The 14,975-nt window shown below is 70.7% G+C and carries 20 protein-coding genes and 2 pseudogenes; 5 read left to right on the top strand and 17 right to left on the bottom strand.

Annotated features, from left to right (window positions below; translation table 11 throughout):
* Positions 1-10 precede the first annotated feature (10 nt).
* Positions 11-625 carry an NUDIX hydrolase gene (locus ACRQ4B_RS17345; RefSeq protein WP_439694431.1) on the bottom strand — a complete coding sequence of 205 codons (615 nt, stop codon included), beginning with the start codon at positions 623-625 and terminating at the stop codon, positions 11-13.
* Between the two features lie 200 nt (positions 626-825).
* Here ACRQ4B_RS17345 and ACRQ4B_RS17340 point away from each other — a divergent pair, with 200 nt between their 5' ends.
* On the top strand, positions 826-993 hold the full coding sequence (locus tag ACRQ4B_RS17340) for a hypothetical protein (RefSeq protein ID WP_439692633.1): 168 nt from the start codon (positions 826-828) through the stop codon (positions 991-993).
* A gap of 107 nt (positions 994-1,100) precedes the next feature.
* Here the strand turns inward: ACRQ4B_RS17340 and ACRQ4B_RS17335 are convergent, their stop codons facing one another.
* Genes ACRQ4B_RS17335 through ACRQ4B_RS17315 form a run of 5 tightly spaced genes read right to left on the bottom strand, consistent with a single transcriptional unit; the run spans position 1,101 to position 3,709 of the window.
* Positions 1,101-1,721 (bottom strand): nucleotidyltransferase domain-containing protein, encoded by a 621-nt coding sequence (locus ACRQ4B_RS17335; RefSeq protein ID WP_439692632.1) that lies wholly within the window; start codon positions 1,719-1,721, stop codon positions 1,101-1,103.
* A 30-nt stretch (positions 1,722-1,751) separates the two neighbouring features.
* Positions 1,752-2,156, bottom strand: a complete 405-nt coding sequence (locus ACRQ4B_RS17330; protein WP_439692631.1) for a hypothetical protein — start codon at positions 2,154-2,156, stop codon at positions 1,752-1,754.
* Positions 2,157-2,158: 2 nt separating this feature from the next.
* Positions 2,159-2,833: a DUF433 domain-containing protein gene (locus ACRQ4B_RS17325; RefSeq protein WP_439692630.1), complete on the bottom strand. Its 675-nt coding sequence runs from the start codon at positions 2,831-2,833 to the stop codon at positions 2,159-2,161.
* A gap of 9 nt (positions 2,834-2,842) precedes the next feature.
* Positions 2,843-3,064, bottom strand: a complete 222-nt coding sequence (locus ACRQ4B_RS17320; RefSeq protein ID WP_439692629.1) for a hypothetical protein — start codon at positions 3,062-3,064, stop codon at positions 2,843-2,845.
* A gap of 60 nt (positions 3,065-3,124) precedes the next feature.
* Positions 3,125-3,709, bottom strand: coding sequence for a TetR/AcrR family transcriptional regulator (locus tag ACRQ4B_RS17315; RefSeq protein WP_439692628.1), 585 nt, complete (start codon positions 3,707-3,709; stop codon positions 3,125-3,127).
* A 159-nt stretch (positions 3,710-3,868) separates the two neighbouring features.
* Between ACRQ4B_RS17315 and ACRQ4B_RS17310 the strand changes: the two genes are divergently transcribed.
* From ACRQ4B_RS17310 to ACRQ4B_RS17300, 3 genes are read left to right on the top strand one after another with little or no spacing between them, the layout of a single operon-like run.
* Positions 3,869-5,200 (top strand): MFS transporter, encoded by a 1,332-nt coding sequence (locus ACRQ4B_RS17310; protein ID WP_439692627.1) that lies wholly within the window; start codon positions 3,869-3,871, stop codon positions 5,198-5,200.
* Between the two features lie 52 nt (positions 5,201-5,252).
* Entirely contained in the window at positions 5,253-6,086 is an 834-nt protein-coding gene (locus ACRQ4B_RS17305) for a sugar phosphate isomerase/epimerase family protein (RefSeq protein ID WP_439692626.1), read from the top strand.
* Entirely contained in the window at positions 6,083-7,240 is a 1,158-nt protein-coding gene (locus ACRQ4B_RS17300) for a Gfo/Idh/MocA family protein (protein ID WP_439692625.1), read from the top strand. The genes ACRQ4B_RS17305 and ACRQ4B_RS17300 overlap by 4 nt, the downstream gene beginning before the upstream one ends.
* 80 nt (positions 7,241-7,320) lie before the next feature.
* Here ACRQ4B_RS17300 and ACRQ4B_RS17295 read toward each other — a convergent pair whose 3' ends face one another.
* On the bottom strand, positions 7,321-8,049 hold the full coding sequence (locus tag ACRQ4B_RS17295) for an SDR family NAD(P)-dependent oxidoreductase (RefSeq protein ID WP_439692624.1): 729 nt from the start codon (positions 8,047-8,049) through the stop codon (positions 7,321-7,323).
* A 92-nt stretch (positions 8,050-8,141) separates the two neighbouring features.
* Between ACRQ4B_RS17295 and ACRQ4B_RS17290 the strand changes: the two genes are divergently transcribed.
* Positions 8,142-9,008 (top strand): LysR family transcriptional regulator, encoded by an 867-nt coding sequence (locus ACRQ4B_RS17290; protein ID WP_439692623.1) that lies wholly within the window; start codon positions 8,142-8,144, stop codon positions 9,006-9,008.
* A 7-nt stretch (positions 9,009-9,015) separates the two neighbouring features.
* Here ACRQ4B_RS17290 and ACRQ4B_RS17285 read toward each other — a convergent pair whose 3' ends face one another.
* The 10 genes and pseudogenes from ACRQ4B_RS17285 to ACRQ4B_RS17240 form a co-directional block, all read right to left on the bottom strand.
* On the bottom strand, positions 9,016-9,600 hold the full coding sequence (locus ACRQ4B_RS17285) for a hypothetical protein (protein ID WP_439692622.1): 585 nt from the start codon (positions 9,598-9,600) through the stop codon (positions 9,016-9,018).
* 49 nt (positions 9,601-9,649) lie between these two features.
* Positions 9,650-9,991: a hypothetical protein gene (locus ACRQ4B_RS17280; RefSeq protein ID WP_439692621.1), complete on the bottom strand. Its 342-nt coding sequence runs from the start codon at positions 9,989-9,991 to the stop codon at positions 9,650-9,652.
* A complete protein-coding gene (locus tag ACRQ4B_RS17275) occupies positions 9,988-10,470 on the bottom strand; it encodes a hypothetical protein (RefSeq protein ID WP_439692620.1) in 483 nt (160 codons plus the stop codon). The genes ACRQ4B_RS17280 and ACRQ4B_RS17275 overlap by 4 nt, the downstream gene beginning before the upstream one ends.
* Positions 10,471-10,574: 104 nt before the next feature.
* A complete protein-coding gene (locus tag ACRQ4B_RS17270) occupies positions 10,575-11,786 on the bottom strand; it encodes an alpha/beta hydrolase (protein WP_439692619.1) in 1,212 nt (403 codons plus the stop codon).
* Positions 11,779-12,483, bottom strand: coding sequence for a hypothetical protein (locus ACRQ4B_RS17265; RefSeq protein WP_439692618.1), 705 nt, complete (start codon positions 12,481-12,483; stop codon positions 11,779-11,781). The genes ACRQ4B_RS17270 and ACRQ4B_RS17265 overlap by 8 nt, the downstream gene beginning before the upstream one ends.
* Complete coding sequence (locus tag ACRQ4B_RS17260; RefSeq protein WP_439692617.1) at positions 12,480-12,809, bottom strand: hypothetical protein; 330 nt, start codon at positions 12,807-12,809, stop codon at positions 12,480-12,482. Before ACRQ4B_RS17260 ends, ACRQ4B_RS17265 begins: the two co-directional genes overlap by 4 nt.
* A 75-nt stretch (positions 12,810-12,884) precedes the next feature.
* On the bottom strand, positions 12,885-13,391 hold the full coding sequence (locus tag ACRQ4B_RS17255) for a hypothetical protein (RefSeq protein ID WP_439692616.1): 507 nt from the start codon (positions 13,389-13,391) through the stop codon (positions 12,885-12,887).
* 23 nt (positions 13,392-13,414) lie between these two features.
* Positions 13,415-13,537, bottom strand: a pseudogene (locus tag ACRQ4B_RS17250) (DivIVA domain-containing protein); the annotation flags it as partial.
* 36 nt (positions 13,538-13,573) lie between these two features.
* Positions 13,574-13,669, bottom strand: a pseudogene (locus tag ACRQ4B_RS17245) (DivIVA domain-containing protein); the annotation flags it as partial.
* Between the two features lie 52 nt (positions 13,670-13,721).
* Complete coding sequence (locus ACRQ4B_RS17240; RefSeq protein ID WP_439692615.1) at positions 13,722-14,921, bottom strand: glycosyltransferase; 1,200 nt, start codon at positions 14,919-14,921, stop codon at positions 13,722-13,724.
* Between the last annotated feature and the right edge of the window lie 54 nt (positions 14,922-14,975).

The following is a 14,975-nucleotide window of genomic DNA, read 5'->3' as shown; positions in this document are numbered from 1 at the left end:
GGCGTCGGCGTCAGCGTCGGGGCAGCGCGATCTCGCGGTCGTGGTCCCACGGTTCCGTCCAGCCCAGGCGGTCGAACAGCGCGTCCAAGAGCATCGCGGTGAAGCCCCAGACGACGTGGTGCCCGGCCCCGGCGTCGATCGTGAACGCCGGACCGCGCCACTCCTGGCCGCCACGACGGATCACCGTCACCCCGCGGCGCGCCGGATCGAGCAGGTCCGCCACCGGCGCCCGGAAGACGTCGGCCGACTCGGCCTCGTCGACGACGCGCACCGCCGACCGCTCACGCCACCACCCGAGCACCGGCGTGACGAGGTGTCGGGAGAACGCCAGCGGGACGGGTGCGATCGTCCCGAGGACGTCGACACCGGCGGGGTCGAGACCGGTCTCCTCCCGGGCTTCGCGGAGCGCTGCCGCCACCGCGTCCGTGTCGCCGGGGTCCACCCGGCCGCCCGGGAACGCGACCTCGCCCGGATGCGCGCGGAGGGTCGCGGCACGGGCGAGGAGCAGGACGTCGAGGTCTCGGGAGACCCGGGCGTCGTCGGCCGCGCGGTCGCTCGGGACGTCGTCGAGGGTGCCGAACAGGATGAGGACGGCGGCGTTGCGTGAGGCATCGGCCACGGGCATGCCGGTGACGAGCGGGGCGGCATCGGGACCGACGAGCGCCGACAGCTGCAGGCGGGCCGGGTTCACGTCGTCAGCCTAGGCGTCGGCTCATCCCGAAGGCGCGCTCCGGCCGGAGGGTTCCGAGGGGCGACGGGTACGTTCCGGATTCAGCCATCCGGGACCGCGACGGTTCCGGATCGACCACTGCGAGGGAGCAGACCATGAGCGACACCAGCGGCAGCGCAGCGAAGAACGACTCCGAGGGCACCCCGAAGCCGGACGGTCTCGGCGACGACAGCACCATCCCCAACGAGCCCGACGGTCTCGCCGCCGGACACGTCGGGGACGACTCGCACTTCAACCCGGAGGAGGACGGCGACGCCCAGTAGCGCCGCGACGAGCGCCTCCGACCGCAGTCGGCCACGGCAGTCGCGTGAGGGCGTGCCCACTGACGTTGCTTCGTCCGTGGGCCGCACCTCACGACGTCGGGACACGATCACGCAGAGGCGAGCAGTGCAGCGATCCAGGGGTGACCGGGGTGGGCGGCCTCGAGCGCGCGGATGAGCCATGACCGGCTCGATCGGGTGAGTCGGGGGCGGGCCGCGTCGAAGTCGAACTGGTCCTGCGGACGGAGCCCGGGCGCCTTGTGCAGGAGCTGGATCTCGGGCCGGAGGAACCTGACTCCGTACCGCTCCCACAGGAGACCGTCGGAGGGGAGCGAGACACGCGGGTTGCGCTTGTACGTCCAGACGCCCTCGGAGACGTCCATGAGGATGACGTCGTACTCCCACGGATCGGCACCGCTGTGACGCAGCCACAGGTTGCTGCAGGTCGACGGGGGGTCGTCGCCGTCCACGGTGATCGGTCGGAGTGACCCGCGATCCGCCGCCCAGACGTCGAGCCGATCCCGGAGGTGGGCGCGGAGCGACGGGACTTCCGACCGCGGGATGCTCAGGTCGAGATCGCCGTGGGGACGCGGGATCCCCGTGAAGGCCTCGATGGCCCAGCCCCCGGCGACCCACCAGCTGCCGGGGTACCCGTCGAGCAGGTCCGTGGCGTCGCGGGGCGTCCGGCGGGCCCACGGGCCGTAGAGACGGACGATCTCCTGGTGTTCCACGCCGCTCACCCTACGAGCCCGACGGCTGCTTCACGGGAGGTTCAGGCGCTTCCTTCGGAGCCCCGCCTCGTTGAGCGCCATCACGAAGGGTGGCTGGACCTGTGCCAGACGATGGATGGCGGCCTCGTGCCGCAAACAGAGATCACCCATCTGGACGGCTGTCAGCTCGCCTCGAGTGAAGGTGATGACCCGTGCGTCGTTGACGGAGATCGCGTGCGCTTCCAACGGACGGGTCGCCACCCGATGGTCCTTGGCCAGCAGGACGAAACCTGATCGGGTGCCCTCCGCGATCCACTCCTCATCGCGCATCCGCTGCGCTCGCTCGTCGCCGTACTGCTCGGCGCGGGTGCGCGCGTCCCAACCAGCGGACCGGAGTCGGGCGATCGAGATCCGACCGCCGACGGAACGATCGAGGAGAAACCGCGCGTCCTGCACGATCAGGCAGCCTGGAGCACGAGCGAACGGAGTTCCGCGGCCTCGAGTCCGAAGTCGTCGGCGACGTCTGCCATCGGTTCACCAGCTCGGACACGACTGACCACGTCCTCGACACGCACCCCGATCCGGGCGACCGTCGGTTGGCCGGCGTTGCGGTACGGGTCGACGACGACTTCGATGCGCTCGAAGGTCGGGAGCCGGAGGAAGTCCACGAACCCTTCGCGGTACACGATGCTCTGCAGGTACTGGTCGACGACGTCGCGGAACACGCCCTGGTGGTTCCGGACGACGACGAGGTCCCGGTCGCCGTTCTCGATGAGGATCTCGGCTCCGTCGGTCCGGAGCCGCTCGCTCAAGAGCGCGTTCTCGAGACCGATCTCCTGCCGTAGGACCTCGACCGCCGGGCGGATCCGCGCCATCGGGAGTCCGGCTCGTCGGAAGGACTCGACGATGTACGCCTCGGCCAGCGCGTTGAACGGCACGGTGAAGTTCCGACCTTGACGCACGCCCGTGAGGATCGGCTCGCTCCAGCCCCAGGCTCCTTCGCTTCGCTGCTTGAAGCGGTGTCCGTGTGCCCATCGCGAGAACGAGGTCGAGGGAGCCCGCACGATCTGCGCTGCTTCGCTCAGCGAGTAGATCGGCGTCGTGTGCGCGGGATCTGAGATCGACGTTTGCATGCAAACACTCTACCTGCGCCGAGGTCGACGGCCAGGCTGCAGGTCCCTCGCTGAGTCTTGTACCGCGGTGAGCGCGCTGGTCGGGAGGGCACCGGAGAGCTCGTGGGTCGAGATGGTGTCGCTGTCCCGGCCTGACGCGACGTACCAGGGGTTGCGTTGGATTGTCCCCTGAGTGGGCACGACGATGAGGACGAGAAGTGTGCTTGCGACGACCATCTCGATGATGTCCATGGCCCAACTGTACGGTGATGTTCCGGATGATCGCCATCCCGCCGGACAAGGGTCGACACCTCAGAGCACCCGCTCGAGCAGCCGGAGCGTACCGGCGATGTCCACGTCCCGGTCGAGCAGCCACTGCACCTGCAACCCGTCGAACGCCGCGATGATGAGCGACGCGACCTGGTCGAGGTCCACGTCGGTGTGGCGTCCGGAAGCCCCGAGCTCGGTGCGGAGGTCCCGCACCAAGTCCGCGCGGGCCTGCACGAACCGCGCGGTGAAGAAGTCCCGTGCCGTCTCGTTCCCCGACTCGACCGACGCCCCGAGCAGCGTCGTGTAGAGCGTCACGAGTGCGGGTTCGCTGACGTTCCGGTCGGCGACGACCCCGAGTCGGGTGAAGACACCGGGGGTGTCCCCGAGGGCGCGGTTCGACGCGGCGTCCCGCTCGCGCAGGACCTCGACGAGCAGGTCCTCGCGCGACGAGAAGTAGTGCCGGAGTGCGGCGTGCGACACGCCGATCGCCTCGCCGATCGCCCGGAGGGATGCTCCGTCGATGCCTCGGGTGGCGATGACGTCGAGCGTCTCGTCGAGGATCTCCTGCCGACGCTGCACGCCCTTGGCGTACGGCCCGCGGCGTCCGATTCCATCGTTGGAGGTCACAGGGACCAACCTACCGGCAGCCCAGCGCGGGTGAAGAACGCTCGGGAAGTTCCGTAACAAAAACTTCCGGGTGGAGGTTTCCGGTGCTACAGTCCCGATCACCTAGCAGCACTAGGGATTCAGCGGGCCCCGAAGCCCCCTATGACTCGAGGAGGAGTCATGTCGACACCGACGTCGAACGACGACCGCGGGATCGCGTCAACCGCGTCCCCCGAATCCACCGCGGCGGCAGCAGCGCTCGCCGCGGAGGGCATCACCCAGCCCGTGGCGACGCAGCGCGTCACCCGCGGCTACCTGTGGGGCTTGAGCCTCGCCGAGTTCGGCCTGTTCGCCGCGCTGCTCACCCCGGTCTTCGTGAGCATGTCGCTCAAGGCGTCGCAGATCAACCCGGCGCACCCGGAGGTCGTGGTGGGAGCCGTCTTGCCGATCGGCGCATTCGGTGCCCTCCTCGCGAACCCGCTCGCCGGTGCGCTGTCCGACCGGACCCGCACACGGTGGGGTCGTCGTCGCCCGTGGATGGTCGGCGGACTCGCGGTCTTCATGGCGTCGCTCGTCTTCCTGGCGTTCTCGACCACCCAGCTGCAGCTGACCATCGGCTGGCTCGTCGCCCAGGTCGCCGCCAACGCCGTCTTCGCCGCCCTGACCGCGAGCTTCGCGGACAACGTCCCCGAGCTGCAGCGCGGCAAGGCTTCCAGCGTGATCGCCCTCGCCCAGAACGTCGCGATCCTGGCGGGGCTCTACCTGGCCGTGTACCTCGTGGGCAACATCCCCCTGCTGTTCATCGCCCCCGGCATCCTGGCGATCGTCCTGATCCTGATCTACTGCGTCGTCGCCAAGGACGAGCTGCCGACCTACCAGTTGAAGAAGTTCACCTGGCTGAACCTGATCTCGTCGTTCTGGACGAACCCGATCAAGAACCCGGACTTCGGGCTCGCCTGGTGGGGTCGGTTCCTCATCACCTTCGGCACGTTCATGTTCACGACGTACCGCGTGCTCTACATGGAGAAGCACATCGGACTCGAGCCGGCGAAGGCCGTCGCGGCGGTCGCGTTCGGCGTCCTGCTCTACACGATCGCCCTCATGATCGCCGCCGCCGTCTCCGGCTGGGCGTCCGACCGGCTCGCCCGACGCAAGGTGTTCGTCTGGAGCTCCACCGCCCTCACCGCGGTCGGCCTGATCGTCCTGGCGCACTCCGACACCGTCGAGAGCTTCTACGTCGCCGAGGTCATCATGGGCTTCGCGTTCGGCGTCTACTCGGCGATCGACACCGCGCTCATCGTGGACGTGCTGCCGAACGCCGACCGCCCGGGCAAGGACCTCGGCGTCATCAACATCGCCAACGCGCTGCCGCAGTCGCTCGCCCCCGCCGTCGGCTTGTTCCTGCTGCACGTCGGCGGCGCCGGGCTGAACTTCACCCTCATGCTCTGGGGAGCCGGCGTCGCCGTGATCCTCGGCGCGCTCGTGATCTTCCCCATCAAGTCGGTCCGGTAGCTCCGGAGTGCAAACCCGTCCGGCGGAGCCGGACACCGCGAAAGGACCACCCATGGCACCCGCCATCTCCCTGCAGCTCTACACGGTGAACGCCGCGTTGGAGCCCGACCTCGACGGCGGTGTCCGTCGCCTCGCCGAGATCGGCTTCGACACCGTCGAGGCGTTCGCCTTCGTGGACCGGGCAGCGCAGCTCAAGTCCGCGTTCGACGCACACGGCATCTCTGCCAAGACGGGGCACGCGTTCCTCGTCGAGGAGCGCATCCCGCTGCCCGACGGCACCGTGATGACGGCCCCCTCGCACGCCGACACCTTCGCCGCGGCGCAGGAGCTCGGACTCGAGATCGTCATCGACCCGTTCGTCGGTCCCGACCACTGGACCACCCGCGAGGGCGTCGAGCACGTCGCGGCCCGCCTCAACGATGCCGCTGTCGAGGCCGCGGCGCACGGCCTGCGCGTCGGCTACCACAACCACGACCACGAGCTCCGGCCGCAGATCGACGGCAAGCCCGCGCTGCAGGTGCTCGCCGAGATGCTCGACCCGGCAGTCGTCCTCGAGCTCGACCTGTACTGGGCGTCCGCCGCGGGCATCGACGTCGTCGCGTTCGTCCGGGAGCTCGGGGACCGCATCGTCGCCGTGCACGTCAAGGACGGCCCGATGCGGGGCGACATCTCCACGGCGTCGATCCCGAAGGACCAGGCGCCGGCCGGCCAGGGCGACGTCGACCTGGCGGGAGCGCTCGCCGCCGCCACCGCGCTCGAGTACGCGGTCATCGAGTTCGACCACTCCGAGATCGACGTCTTCGACGCGGTGCAGCAGTCCTACGCGTGGCTCGACGCCACGCTGAACCAGGACGCCACGCTCGAGAAGCAGGAGGTGTCCGCATGACCCGCACCGGACGCGTCGGCATCGGCTTCATCGGCGCCGGGATGATCAGTGAGCAGTACCTCGCGAACCTCACCACGTTCCCGGACGTCGAGGTGGTGCACATCGGCGACATCGACACCGAGCGGGCTGCCGCCTCGGCCGCGAAGTGGGGCGTCCCCGCGTCCGGCACCGGCGACGAGGTGCTCGCCGACCCCGACGTCGAGATCGTCATCAACCTCACGCTGCCGGCCACCCACGTCGAGGTCTCGATGCAGGCCCTCCGCGCGGGCAAGCACGTGTGGAGCGAGAAGCCGATCGGTGTCGACCGGGCCTCGGCCGCGTCGCTCGTCGCCCTGGCCGACGAACTCGGGCTGCTGCTCGGCATCGCACCCGACACCGTGCTCGGCCCGGGATGGCAGACCGCCAAGCGCGCCATCGAGTCCGGCGCGATCGGCACCCCGCTGACCGCCGTCACGAGCATGCAGTGGCAGGGACCCGACGTGTTCCACCCGAACGCCTCGTTCCTCTACGCCAAGGGCGCCGGTCCGCTGTTCGACATCGGCCCGTACTACTTCACGGCACTCGTGCACCTGCTCGGCCCCGTCGAGTCCGTCGTCGCGACGGGGTCGAAGTCGCGGGAGACCCGGCAGCTCGTCGTGGGTCCGAACGCCGGCGACACCTTCCCCGTCGAGGTCCCGACGCACGTCTCCGTGCTCACCTCGTTCGAACAGGGCGGCAACGCGCAGTCCCTGTTGTCCTTCGACACCCCGCTGTTCCGACACGGAGTGTTCGAGGTGAACGGCACCGAGGGAACCATCGTGCTGCCCGACCCGAACACCTTCGGCGGCGGCCACCCCATCCGGATCGCTCGACCGATCACCGCCGACGCCACGTTCCCCTTCTCGCAGGACTTCGAGGTCCTGCTCGACGAGGAACCCACCGTCGGCCGCGGCCTCGGCGTGCTCGACATGGCACGGTCGATCCGCGGTGGCGGTTCGCACATCGCGACCGGCGAGGTCGGCTACCACGTGCTCGACACGATGGTCGCGGTCGAGGAGTCCATCGAACGACGCTCGTTCGTCGAGGTCGAGTCGACGGTCGCGCCGATCGCCTCACTGCCGGAAGGGTTCGACCCGTTCGCCGCCACGCTGGAAGGCGCGGCGATCGCGGTCTGACGCACGGATCCCGGACGGGAGGCCCGGCGCGCGTCCGCAACGCGCGGAACGTGCGCCGCGCCTCCCGTCCAGTGCCCTGGTCACCAGGGCACGACGCCGGCGTCCTCGAAGAACCCGCCCCGCGGGCCATCGTCCGGCAGCGTCGCGAGCCGGACGGCGGTCGCCGCGCCCTGCGCGGCCGTCCGGTCACCGGAGAAGCCGTTGAAGTCCGTCGCCACCAGGCCCGGGCACGCCGCGTTCACGATGATCGGTGTGTCCACGAACGCCCGTGCGTACTGCGTCGTGATCCCGTTGAGGAACGTCTTCGACGGCGCGTAGGCCGCCATCACCGGGCCGGGCTGGCGTCCGAGCGAGCCCATGCTGCTCGACGCGTTCACGATCCGCGGCGCAGGGGAACGGCGGAGCAGCGGCAGCATCGCGTTCGTCACCCGGACGACGCCGTACACGTTGACGTCGACCACCTGCCGGACCACGTCCAGGTCGAGCGTCGTCGGGTCCTGCGTCCAGGTGACCGGGTCGAACGGGCCGGAGATCCCAGCGTTGTTCACCAGCACGTCGAGTCGGCCGAACCGTTCCTCGACGTCGGCCGCGGCCGCGGTCACACTCGCGTCGTCGGTCACGTCGATGCGGACCCCGTCGGCGTCGATGCCGCTCGCACGCAGCCGATCCACGGCCGCGCGACGCGCATCGTCGTCGCGGGCGCCCACGAGCACCCGGAGCCCCCGCTGTCCGAGCCCCTCGGCGATCGCGTAGCCGATGCCCTTGTTGCCGCCCGTCACCAGGGCGGTGGTCGCGTTCTCGTTCTCCATGACCCGATCGTCCGCCCGGCATCCGCTCCACGTCCAACACCGATCCGGTCTGCTGTCATACCCGACGGGTATCGCAGACGTAGGCTCCACCCGTGGACGATGTCGAGACGCGTGAACTCCGGTACTTCCTCGCCGTCGCCGAGGAGCGCCACTTCGGACGCGCGGCGCTCCGGCTCGGGATGGCCCAGCCGCCGCTGTCGCGGGCGATCCGGCAGCTCGAGGAACGCATCGGCGTCCGCTTGTTCGACCGGGACCGGCGCGGTGTGCGCCTGACGCTCGCGGGGGAGGCCCTGCTCCGCGAGGCTCCGGCGGCGCTCGACGCCGTCCGGGCAGCGGTCCGCAGGACGCGTCGGGCCGGTGCTCCCGAACGGCGACTCGTCCTCGCGACGAAGGCCGGGTCGTCGCACGAGTTCCTGCAGGCGCTGCTCGACGCTGCACCCGACGACCTGCCGGTGGACGTGGTCCTCTGCGAGATCGGGGAGCAAGCCGGACTCCTGCTCGACGGCACCGCCGACGTCGCCGTGATGCACCGGCCGTTCGACGACTTCACGGGCATCGACGCCGTCGACCTGTACTCCGAGCCGCAGGTCGCGATCGTGCCCGCGTCCCACCCGCTCGCACGCCGACGGTCACTGACGATGGCCGAGGTGTCGCACGTGCCCGACCTGCCGATGGCCCGCTGGCCGCTCGCCGACTGGAGCTACCCGCCCGGACCAGGCCCCGAGGTGCACTCGCAGTCGCAACTCGCGCAGCTCGTCGCCCTCGGCCGGACGTTGCTCGTCATCCCCCGGTCCAGTCGGGCGTGGCAGTGGCCCGAGCACGTGGCGGTGCCGGTGCTCGATGCGCCGCTCGCAACGACGGTGCTGGGGTGGCCGGCCGGCAGGTCGACGCCCGAGGTGGAGCGGCTCGTCGAAACGGGCGTCCGGATCGGCGAGGTGGCCTCGGCTGCGAGCGCCTGAGCCGCAGTCACGGGCCGATCGGAGTGGACGACGCTCCGGGGATGTCCGGGGGCGTGTTCGTGTGCTGCTCGGCGTACTTCTCACGGTTGAGCTGGTCGACGTCGCCGGGCGTGCACGGGGTCTGGATCTGGAGCGACGAACCGTTCTCGTTGGTCCGGAAGCGCACGAAGAAGCCGTTCTCGAACAGTCCGCCAGCGGGGTACGTGATCTGCTCTCCCGGATGATCGCCGGGGAAGTCGGAGCGTGTCGGCCGCCAGCCCAGGGACCGCCAGTACGCCTCGATGTCGCCGATCACCGCGTCTCGCTGGCCCGGGTCGGTTCCGGGCCCGAGCCGGGTCACGACCCACTGCACGCCATCTCTGCACGCGCGCGCCGCGGTGTCTGACGTCAGCCACTTCCCGGTGACGATCGCCTGCGTGGCCTCGGCTCGCGTGTTCGCTTCGACCCAGACGCGCTTCGCCGCCGCTGAGTCCGTTGCGGACGGGGAAGGCTGGTCCTGTGGTGGTGAGCCGTCGTTCGTGCAGCCAGCAACCATCGTGCACAGCAGGACGGCAGGCAGCAGCGCGACGAGCTCGGCGCGGTTCAGTCTCATCGGCTCGTTCTCCTCCGCCCGCAGCGTTCCAGGAACGGTTGACGGCGGCTCAGACCGCGGTACTGAGAAGCGCCAATCCGACGACCAGGCCGATGCCTTGCATGACGGAGAGCCCCGCGACGACGATGCCGATGATGCCCGCGGCGCGAGCGAGTGGTCGACGGCCACGGACAGCGTGAAGCGCCATCGCCGTCCAGACGAGCAGCCCGAGCTGGACGAGTCCGAGGACCGCGAGGAGCCAGATGTGCTCGATCGCGCCACCGGCCACGGCGAGCGTGACGAGCCCGAGCACGATCGCGCCCAGACCTGGTCCGGCGATCCACCAGCCGCGGGGGCGGTCGAGCCGTTCTTGTTCGCGGGCGAGGTGGTCCGCCCCCATCTGCGCGCTCACGGGGTGGCCGTGGCCGTCGGGTCGGAGGCACCGGGGATGTCGGGCGGTGTGTTCGTGTGCTTCTCGGCGTACTTCTCGCGGTTGAGCTGGTCGACGTCGCCGGGCGTGCACGGGGTCTGGATCTGCAGCGTCGAGGCGTTCTCGGTGGTGGCGAACTCTGCGAAGAACCCGTTCTCGAACACGCCGCTCGCGGGGTACCTGACCTGCTGTCCGGGAGCGTCGCCGGTGAGGTCCGAGCGTGTCGGCTTCCAACCAAGGGAACGCCAGTAGGCCTCGATGTCGCTGATCACGGCGTCCCGACGGGCCGGTTCGGTCCCGGGTCCGATCCGGTTGACGACCCACTGCACGCCGTCACCGCAGGCGCGTGCCGCGGTGTCGGAGGACAGCCACCGTCCCGGGACGACCGCCTGTGTGGCCTCGGCCTGCGTGTTCGCTTCTGCCCAGACGCGCTTCGCGTCCGCTGAGTCCGTCGTCGACATGGATGGCTCCTGCTCCGGGGGTGCGTTGTGGTTCGAGCAACCGGCGACCATCGTGCAGAGGAGCACGGCGGGCACCAGGGCAAGGAGCCCGCTGCGGGGCATTCTCATCGGATCTCCTTGCCCTCGGGTGTGTACCCGAGGCTCGTGTAGGCCGTGTTGCGGAGCGGGGTGGTACCGGCGTCGAGGTACCCGCGATCTCCATCCTCCCGGGACTCTCCCGCGATCGCGGCCTCCGTCGCCGGTGTTGCGCCGTGGTCGTCGGATCCGCGCCACTTCCTGCCGTCGATCGTCTCGGTGTCGGACGAGAACGTCCGTGCGCCCCATGTACCGTCGCCCGGGTTCAACGGGTGGGTGCTCGGCAGTGAGACGACGAGTGATCGGGTGGAGGTGAACGGGTTGCCGGTGTTGAGCGGCTGATCGCCTCCGAACGCAGTGCGGGGCACCTCGACCGCCCCGCGGCCGATGTTCGCGACGAAGTCCGCCGATGCTTGGGACGCCCAGACGTGTCCCGTCGGGACGTCCACGGCTTGGACGTTCGGCACGCGCGGGTCGACACCAGCGGACGCGAGGAGGACGAGGTTGTCGACGGGTGTCTTCGCCGCGGCGAGCGTCGCGGTGGTCGTCCCGTACGAGTGTGCGACGACGGACAAGTGGTCGCCGCTGTTCCAGCCTCGCGTGCCGGAGACGTCCTGGAGGAACGTCGAGAGGTTCCGAGCACCGACCTCCGCCTTCGCTGAACCGAGGACCTCAACGCTCGGGGGCATGTCCGGGGAGTCGTACCCGATCCAGGCGACGGTCGCCACGTTCTGGTCCGCCTTGACTCGCGCAGCGACGTTCCGCTGCTCCATCAGGAGGTTCTCGGCGCCACCCGTCCACGCCTCCATGCTGTCGGCGACAGTGCTGCCCATCCCCGGCACGTTGACGGTCACGTTCGACGCCGTGTCGAGGTCGCCGACGGCCACCGCTGCGAGCGGCGGGTGTCCGAGGGTCAGCGACACGATGGTCCGCGGGGCGGAAGCGGTCCCCGCCAACAGGGTCTTGTCGAGGGCTTCGAGCGACCCCACGACCTCCGCCAGCCGCGAGTACTCGGCTCGTTCGGCGGGTGTCAGTTCGTCGTTCCGGGCCACCTTGCCGGAGAGCTCCCGGTACCGCGCCTGCGCCGGCGGCAGTTCGGTGTCGAGGGTGTGCTGGTTCGCCCGGCCGCGGTCGGCGTAGAGCACACCACCGAGGTTCCCGACCACGGTCGACAGACCGGTGACGAGGGCGGTGCGCTCGTCCGCGTCCAGGCCGGTCCACCACGCCTTGACGTCACCCACCGCTGGCGGGTGGTCCAACAGCCGCTGCGCTTCGCCGGGGTGGTCGGCCCGCCCACTTCCGGAGGGCATCGGGACCCTGCGCTGCGAGACCCGCGAGCAGTGGCAGGCGGCCGGCGTCGCGGAACGCCCGCGAGGCCGCCCCGAAGTCGATCAGGGCGAACGGCGCTGCGAGCGTGCCGCCACCGAGCATCGGGAACAGCCGTGGTCCGCCGCTGATCTGCCCACGGATCGCCTGGGCGAGATCGTCCTGCGCCGTCTGCCACCGGGTGCGCAGGCGATTCGCTCGCACGTGGAGCTCGTCGTTCGTTACGCGGTACTCGGCAGGGACGGCGTCGTCGCTGTCCGATGCCGCGACACGAGCACGGAGTTCCTGGATGTCGGCGAGCAGCGAACGGCGGGTGCGGCGGATCGAGGTCACGTCGTCCGCGAAGGTGTCGAGGGCCGTTGCGACCGCGCCGGCCGCGGTCGCGAGGGCATCCGCGGGTCCGGTCGCTGCGGACATCGCGTCGGGCAGGGCATCGGTCGCGCCGGGGGACGAGAGCACGCCGCTGATGCCGCTCCACGACTGCTCGGCGTCGTCGGCAGCCTGACGCACCGCGTCGGTGGAGGTGCGCAAGGCGGTCGCGCTGTCGCTCACCGCGGTGGCCGTCGGTGTGACGGTCGGCAGGGCGCTCTCGTCGATCAGCGTCGCACTCACTGGACACTCCGCCCGAAGCCGCGCGGCGTGCTGGCCGTGGCGCGTTCGGCCATGGTGGCGTCCGCATCGGCGAACGCGTTCATCGCTCCGGTCGCGCCCGTGATTGCCTTCTCGACGGCACGGACGGCTGTGGTCGCCTCACCCTGGTGCGCTGCCAGGAAGCCCTGGGCGTCGCCGGCGGCGTCCGAGCCCGCGAGCGCTGCCACGACGTCACGGAGCGCAGCATCGACGTCCGACGCAGCGTCCTGCATCGCCGATCCGGCCTTCGCCGTGTCCCGGACGATCGCCTCCGACCCGGCGATGTCCACCTTCCACCCGTTGCCCATGGTCCCCCCTTGGTCACACCACTCTACGGACCCGGGAACTCGCCGCAAGCCGATGCACGACATCGTGTGGAGAACTCAGCCGGACGGCGCCGCGGGCACCGTCGGGGTGTCCGATTCCAGGTCGAACGGGTAGCAAGCGCTGTACACCTGGATGATCGACGCCCCGCGGTCCGAGTTGAACGCGGCGAAACGGTCGAGTGCGCCGGTCCCGACGACCTCCGTGCCGCGTCGGATCTCGACGTCGAACCCGTTCTCCGTGAGGACGTCGCGGAAGGCCCGGGCCGCGGCACGCCCGTCCGTGATCCCGTCGCCACGGACTCGGCGGGTGATCTGCACGCCGCCCGTGCCGGACGCGGCAGTGCATGTCCTGGAACGGTGCACCGTCGCCGACCCCCAGGCCCCGGGGACCGCCGCCATCAGGGTGTCGAGCAGGTCCAGCTGCTCGGTGCCGGCCGACTCCGCGGTCATCGAGCTGCCGTGGGTCGGCCGGGCGGTGTCCGGTCCGGCCGACGCGCATCCGGTCAGCGCGGTCGCGGCGACGAGCACGGTCGCGACGGTCGGCCAGCGCCCGATCAGCCGCATGAGCGTGGTCAGCGAGCGGTGTGCTGCCGGAGTGCGACGACGACCTCGTCGAGGAAGTCGTCGACCTGGTCCTGGTCGTACCCCTCGCGCCAGCGGGTCGCACGGAAGCGGGAGTTCACGACTTCCTCAGGGGTGAGCGGGTCCACCGGACGCCCCTGTTCGTACCCGGCGAGGGTCGCCTGCACACGGTCGAGGAAGTCGTCGACCTCCGACTGGTCGTAGCCGTTCCGGAACTTCGTCGGCTGGAACCGCTTCGCGGCCACGTCCGTTGCGAGCATCGCTTCCCCCTCGTGCTGTGCGTGCCCGGACATCCTGACACGACAGCCGCGGTCAGCGGGACACGACGGACGCGTACACATCCAGGACGGCGTCCGGGCGCTGTTCGATCCGGGACCGGGCGGCGAGCATCGCCTCGGACGCGCGGGTGATCGCGTCGGGGTCGTCACGCAGTCGACGCACCTCGGCGGCGAGGCCGTCGGCGTCCGGGGTCGGTGCGAGGAACCCACCGCCCGCCGGGACGACCTCGGCGAGGTCCGGGTCGCAGTACAGGACGGGCAGTCCGGTGGCGACGGCCTCGAGCATCACCATGGGTTGGTTGTCGAAGTCGAGCGAGCTCGACACGAGCAGGTGCGCCGACCGCATGGCGGCGAGGACGCGGTCGTGCGGAGCAGCGCCGTGCAGGGTCACCGGTGCGTCCGCGGCTGCCCGGGCGGTCGCCGCGCGTGCGACGCCGTCGCCGTAGACGTCCACGTGCGCGCCCTCCGGGAAGGCCTGCGCGGCGCGGACGAGCACCTCAGGACGCTTCTCGGGTGACAGCCGTCCGACCCAGACGATCCGGAGTGGTTCCCCCGCCCCGAGCGTGCGGGCGTGCACCTCGCCGATCCGGCCGAGCACGGGCGCCTCGATGCCGTTCGTGAGCACGGTGACGGGTGTCCGGACGCCCTGTGCGACGAGCTTCGCGGCGAAGTGCGCCGACGGCACGAGGACGTGGTCCACCGCCCGGGACTGCGCGAGCATCACCCGCCACATCCGCCTGGCGGTCCGGGTGGCGGTGTAGGGCGTGTCCGCGGCGACCCGGATGCCGGCGGCGCTGACCTGCCGGCCGTGCAGCGCGGCCAGCAGGATCGTGGTGACCGCCGGCAGCGGCAGGACGTTCCGGGAGTAGACGTCGATCCGGCCGTGCATCGTGTGCACGACGGGGAGGTCGAGGTCGTGGGCCGCCCGGATCGCGCCGAGGGCGGCGAACATCTCGGAGTGGGTGTGCACGACGTCGATCCGGCGCGCGGTGAACTCGCGCGCGAGCACGGAGCGCACGCGTCCGGGCGACCACGCGAACGGGTAGTCGTCGGGGTGGAAGACGCCGGAGACCGGGAGACCGACGACGTCGGGATCGTCGGACGGGGCCCGCAACGGGCAGAAGACGATCGCCTCGTGCCCGGCAGCGCGCAGGCTCTCGGCGAGCGCTCGGACCGCCGTCTGGACCCCGCCGAGCGTCGGCAGGTAGTAGTCGGTGACGAGGGCGATCCGCACACCGGCGAGCCTAGGGGAGCAGCCGGCGGTGCCGGGGGACGATGCCGCCCGGAC

It is taken from the genome of Curtobacterium sp. SP.BCo (assembly GCF_051903265.1).
Classification (GTDB): Bacteria; Actinomycetota; Actinomycetes; order Actinomycetales; family Microbacteriaceae; genus Curtobacterium.
Note: the sequence above shows the minus strand (reverse complement) of the source record. Positions and strands in the feature narration are given on the sequence as shown.

Bases quoted from the DNA above. Each gene is read 5' to 3' on its own strand.
- ACRQ4B_RS17345 (WP_439694431.1), bottom strand. From the start codon at position 625: ATGCCCGTGGCCGATGCCTCACGCAACGCCGCCGTCCTCATCCTGTTC.
- ACRQ4B_RS17340 (WP_439692633.1), top strand. From the start codon at position 826: ATGAGCGACACCAGCGGCAGCGCAGCGAAGAACGACTCCGAGGGCACC.
- ACRQ4B_RS17325 (WP_439692630.1), bottom strand. From the start codon at position 2,833: ATGCAAACGTCGATCTCAGATCCCGCGCACACGACGCCGATCTACTCG.
- ACRQ4B_RS17320 (WP_439692629.1), bottom strand. From the start codon at position 3,064: ATGGACATCATCGAGATGGTCGTCGCAAGCACACTTCTCGTCCTCATC.
- ACRQ4B_RS17310 (WP_439692627.1), top strand. From the start codon at position 3,869: ATGTCGACACCGACGTCGAACGACGACCGCGGGATCGCGTCAACCGCG.
- ACRQ4B_RS17305 (WP_439692626.1), top strand. From the start codon at position 5,253: ATGGCACCCGCCATCTCCCTGCAGCTCTACACGGTGAACGCCGCGTTG.
- ACRQ4B_RS17300 (WP_439692625.1), top strand. From the start codon at position 6,083: ATGACCCGCACCGGACGCGTCGGCATCGGCTTCATCGGCGCCGGGATG.
- ACRQ4B_RS17295 (WP_439692624.1), bottom strand. From the start codon at position 8,049: ATGGAGAACGAGAACGCGACCACCGCCCTGGTGACGGGCGGCAACAAG.
- ACRQ4B_RS17285 (WP_439692622.1), bottom strand. From the start codon at position 9,600: ATGAGACTGAACCGCGCCGAGCTCGTCGCGCTGCTGCCTGCCGTCCTG.
- ACRQ4B_RS17275 (WP_439692620.1), bottom strand. From the start codon at position 10,470: ATGTCGACGACGGACTCAGCGGACGCGAAGCGCGTCTGGGCAGAAGCG.
- ACRQ4B_RS17260 (WP_439692617.1), bottom strand. From the start codon at position 12,809: ATGGGCAACGGGTGGAAGGTGGACATCGCCGGGTCGGAGGCGATCGTC.
- ACRQ4B_RS17255 (WP_439692616.1), bottom strand. From the start codon at position 13,391: ATGCGGCTGATCGGGCGCTGGCCGACCGTCGCGACCGTGCTCGTCGCC.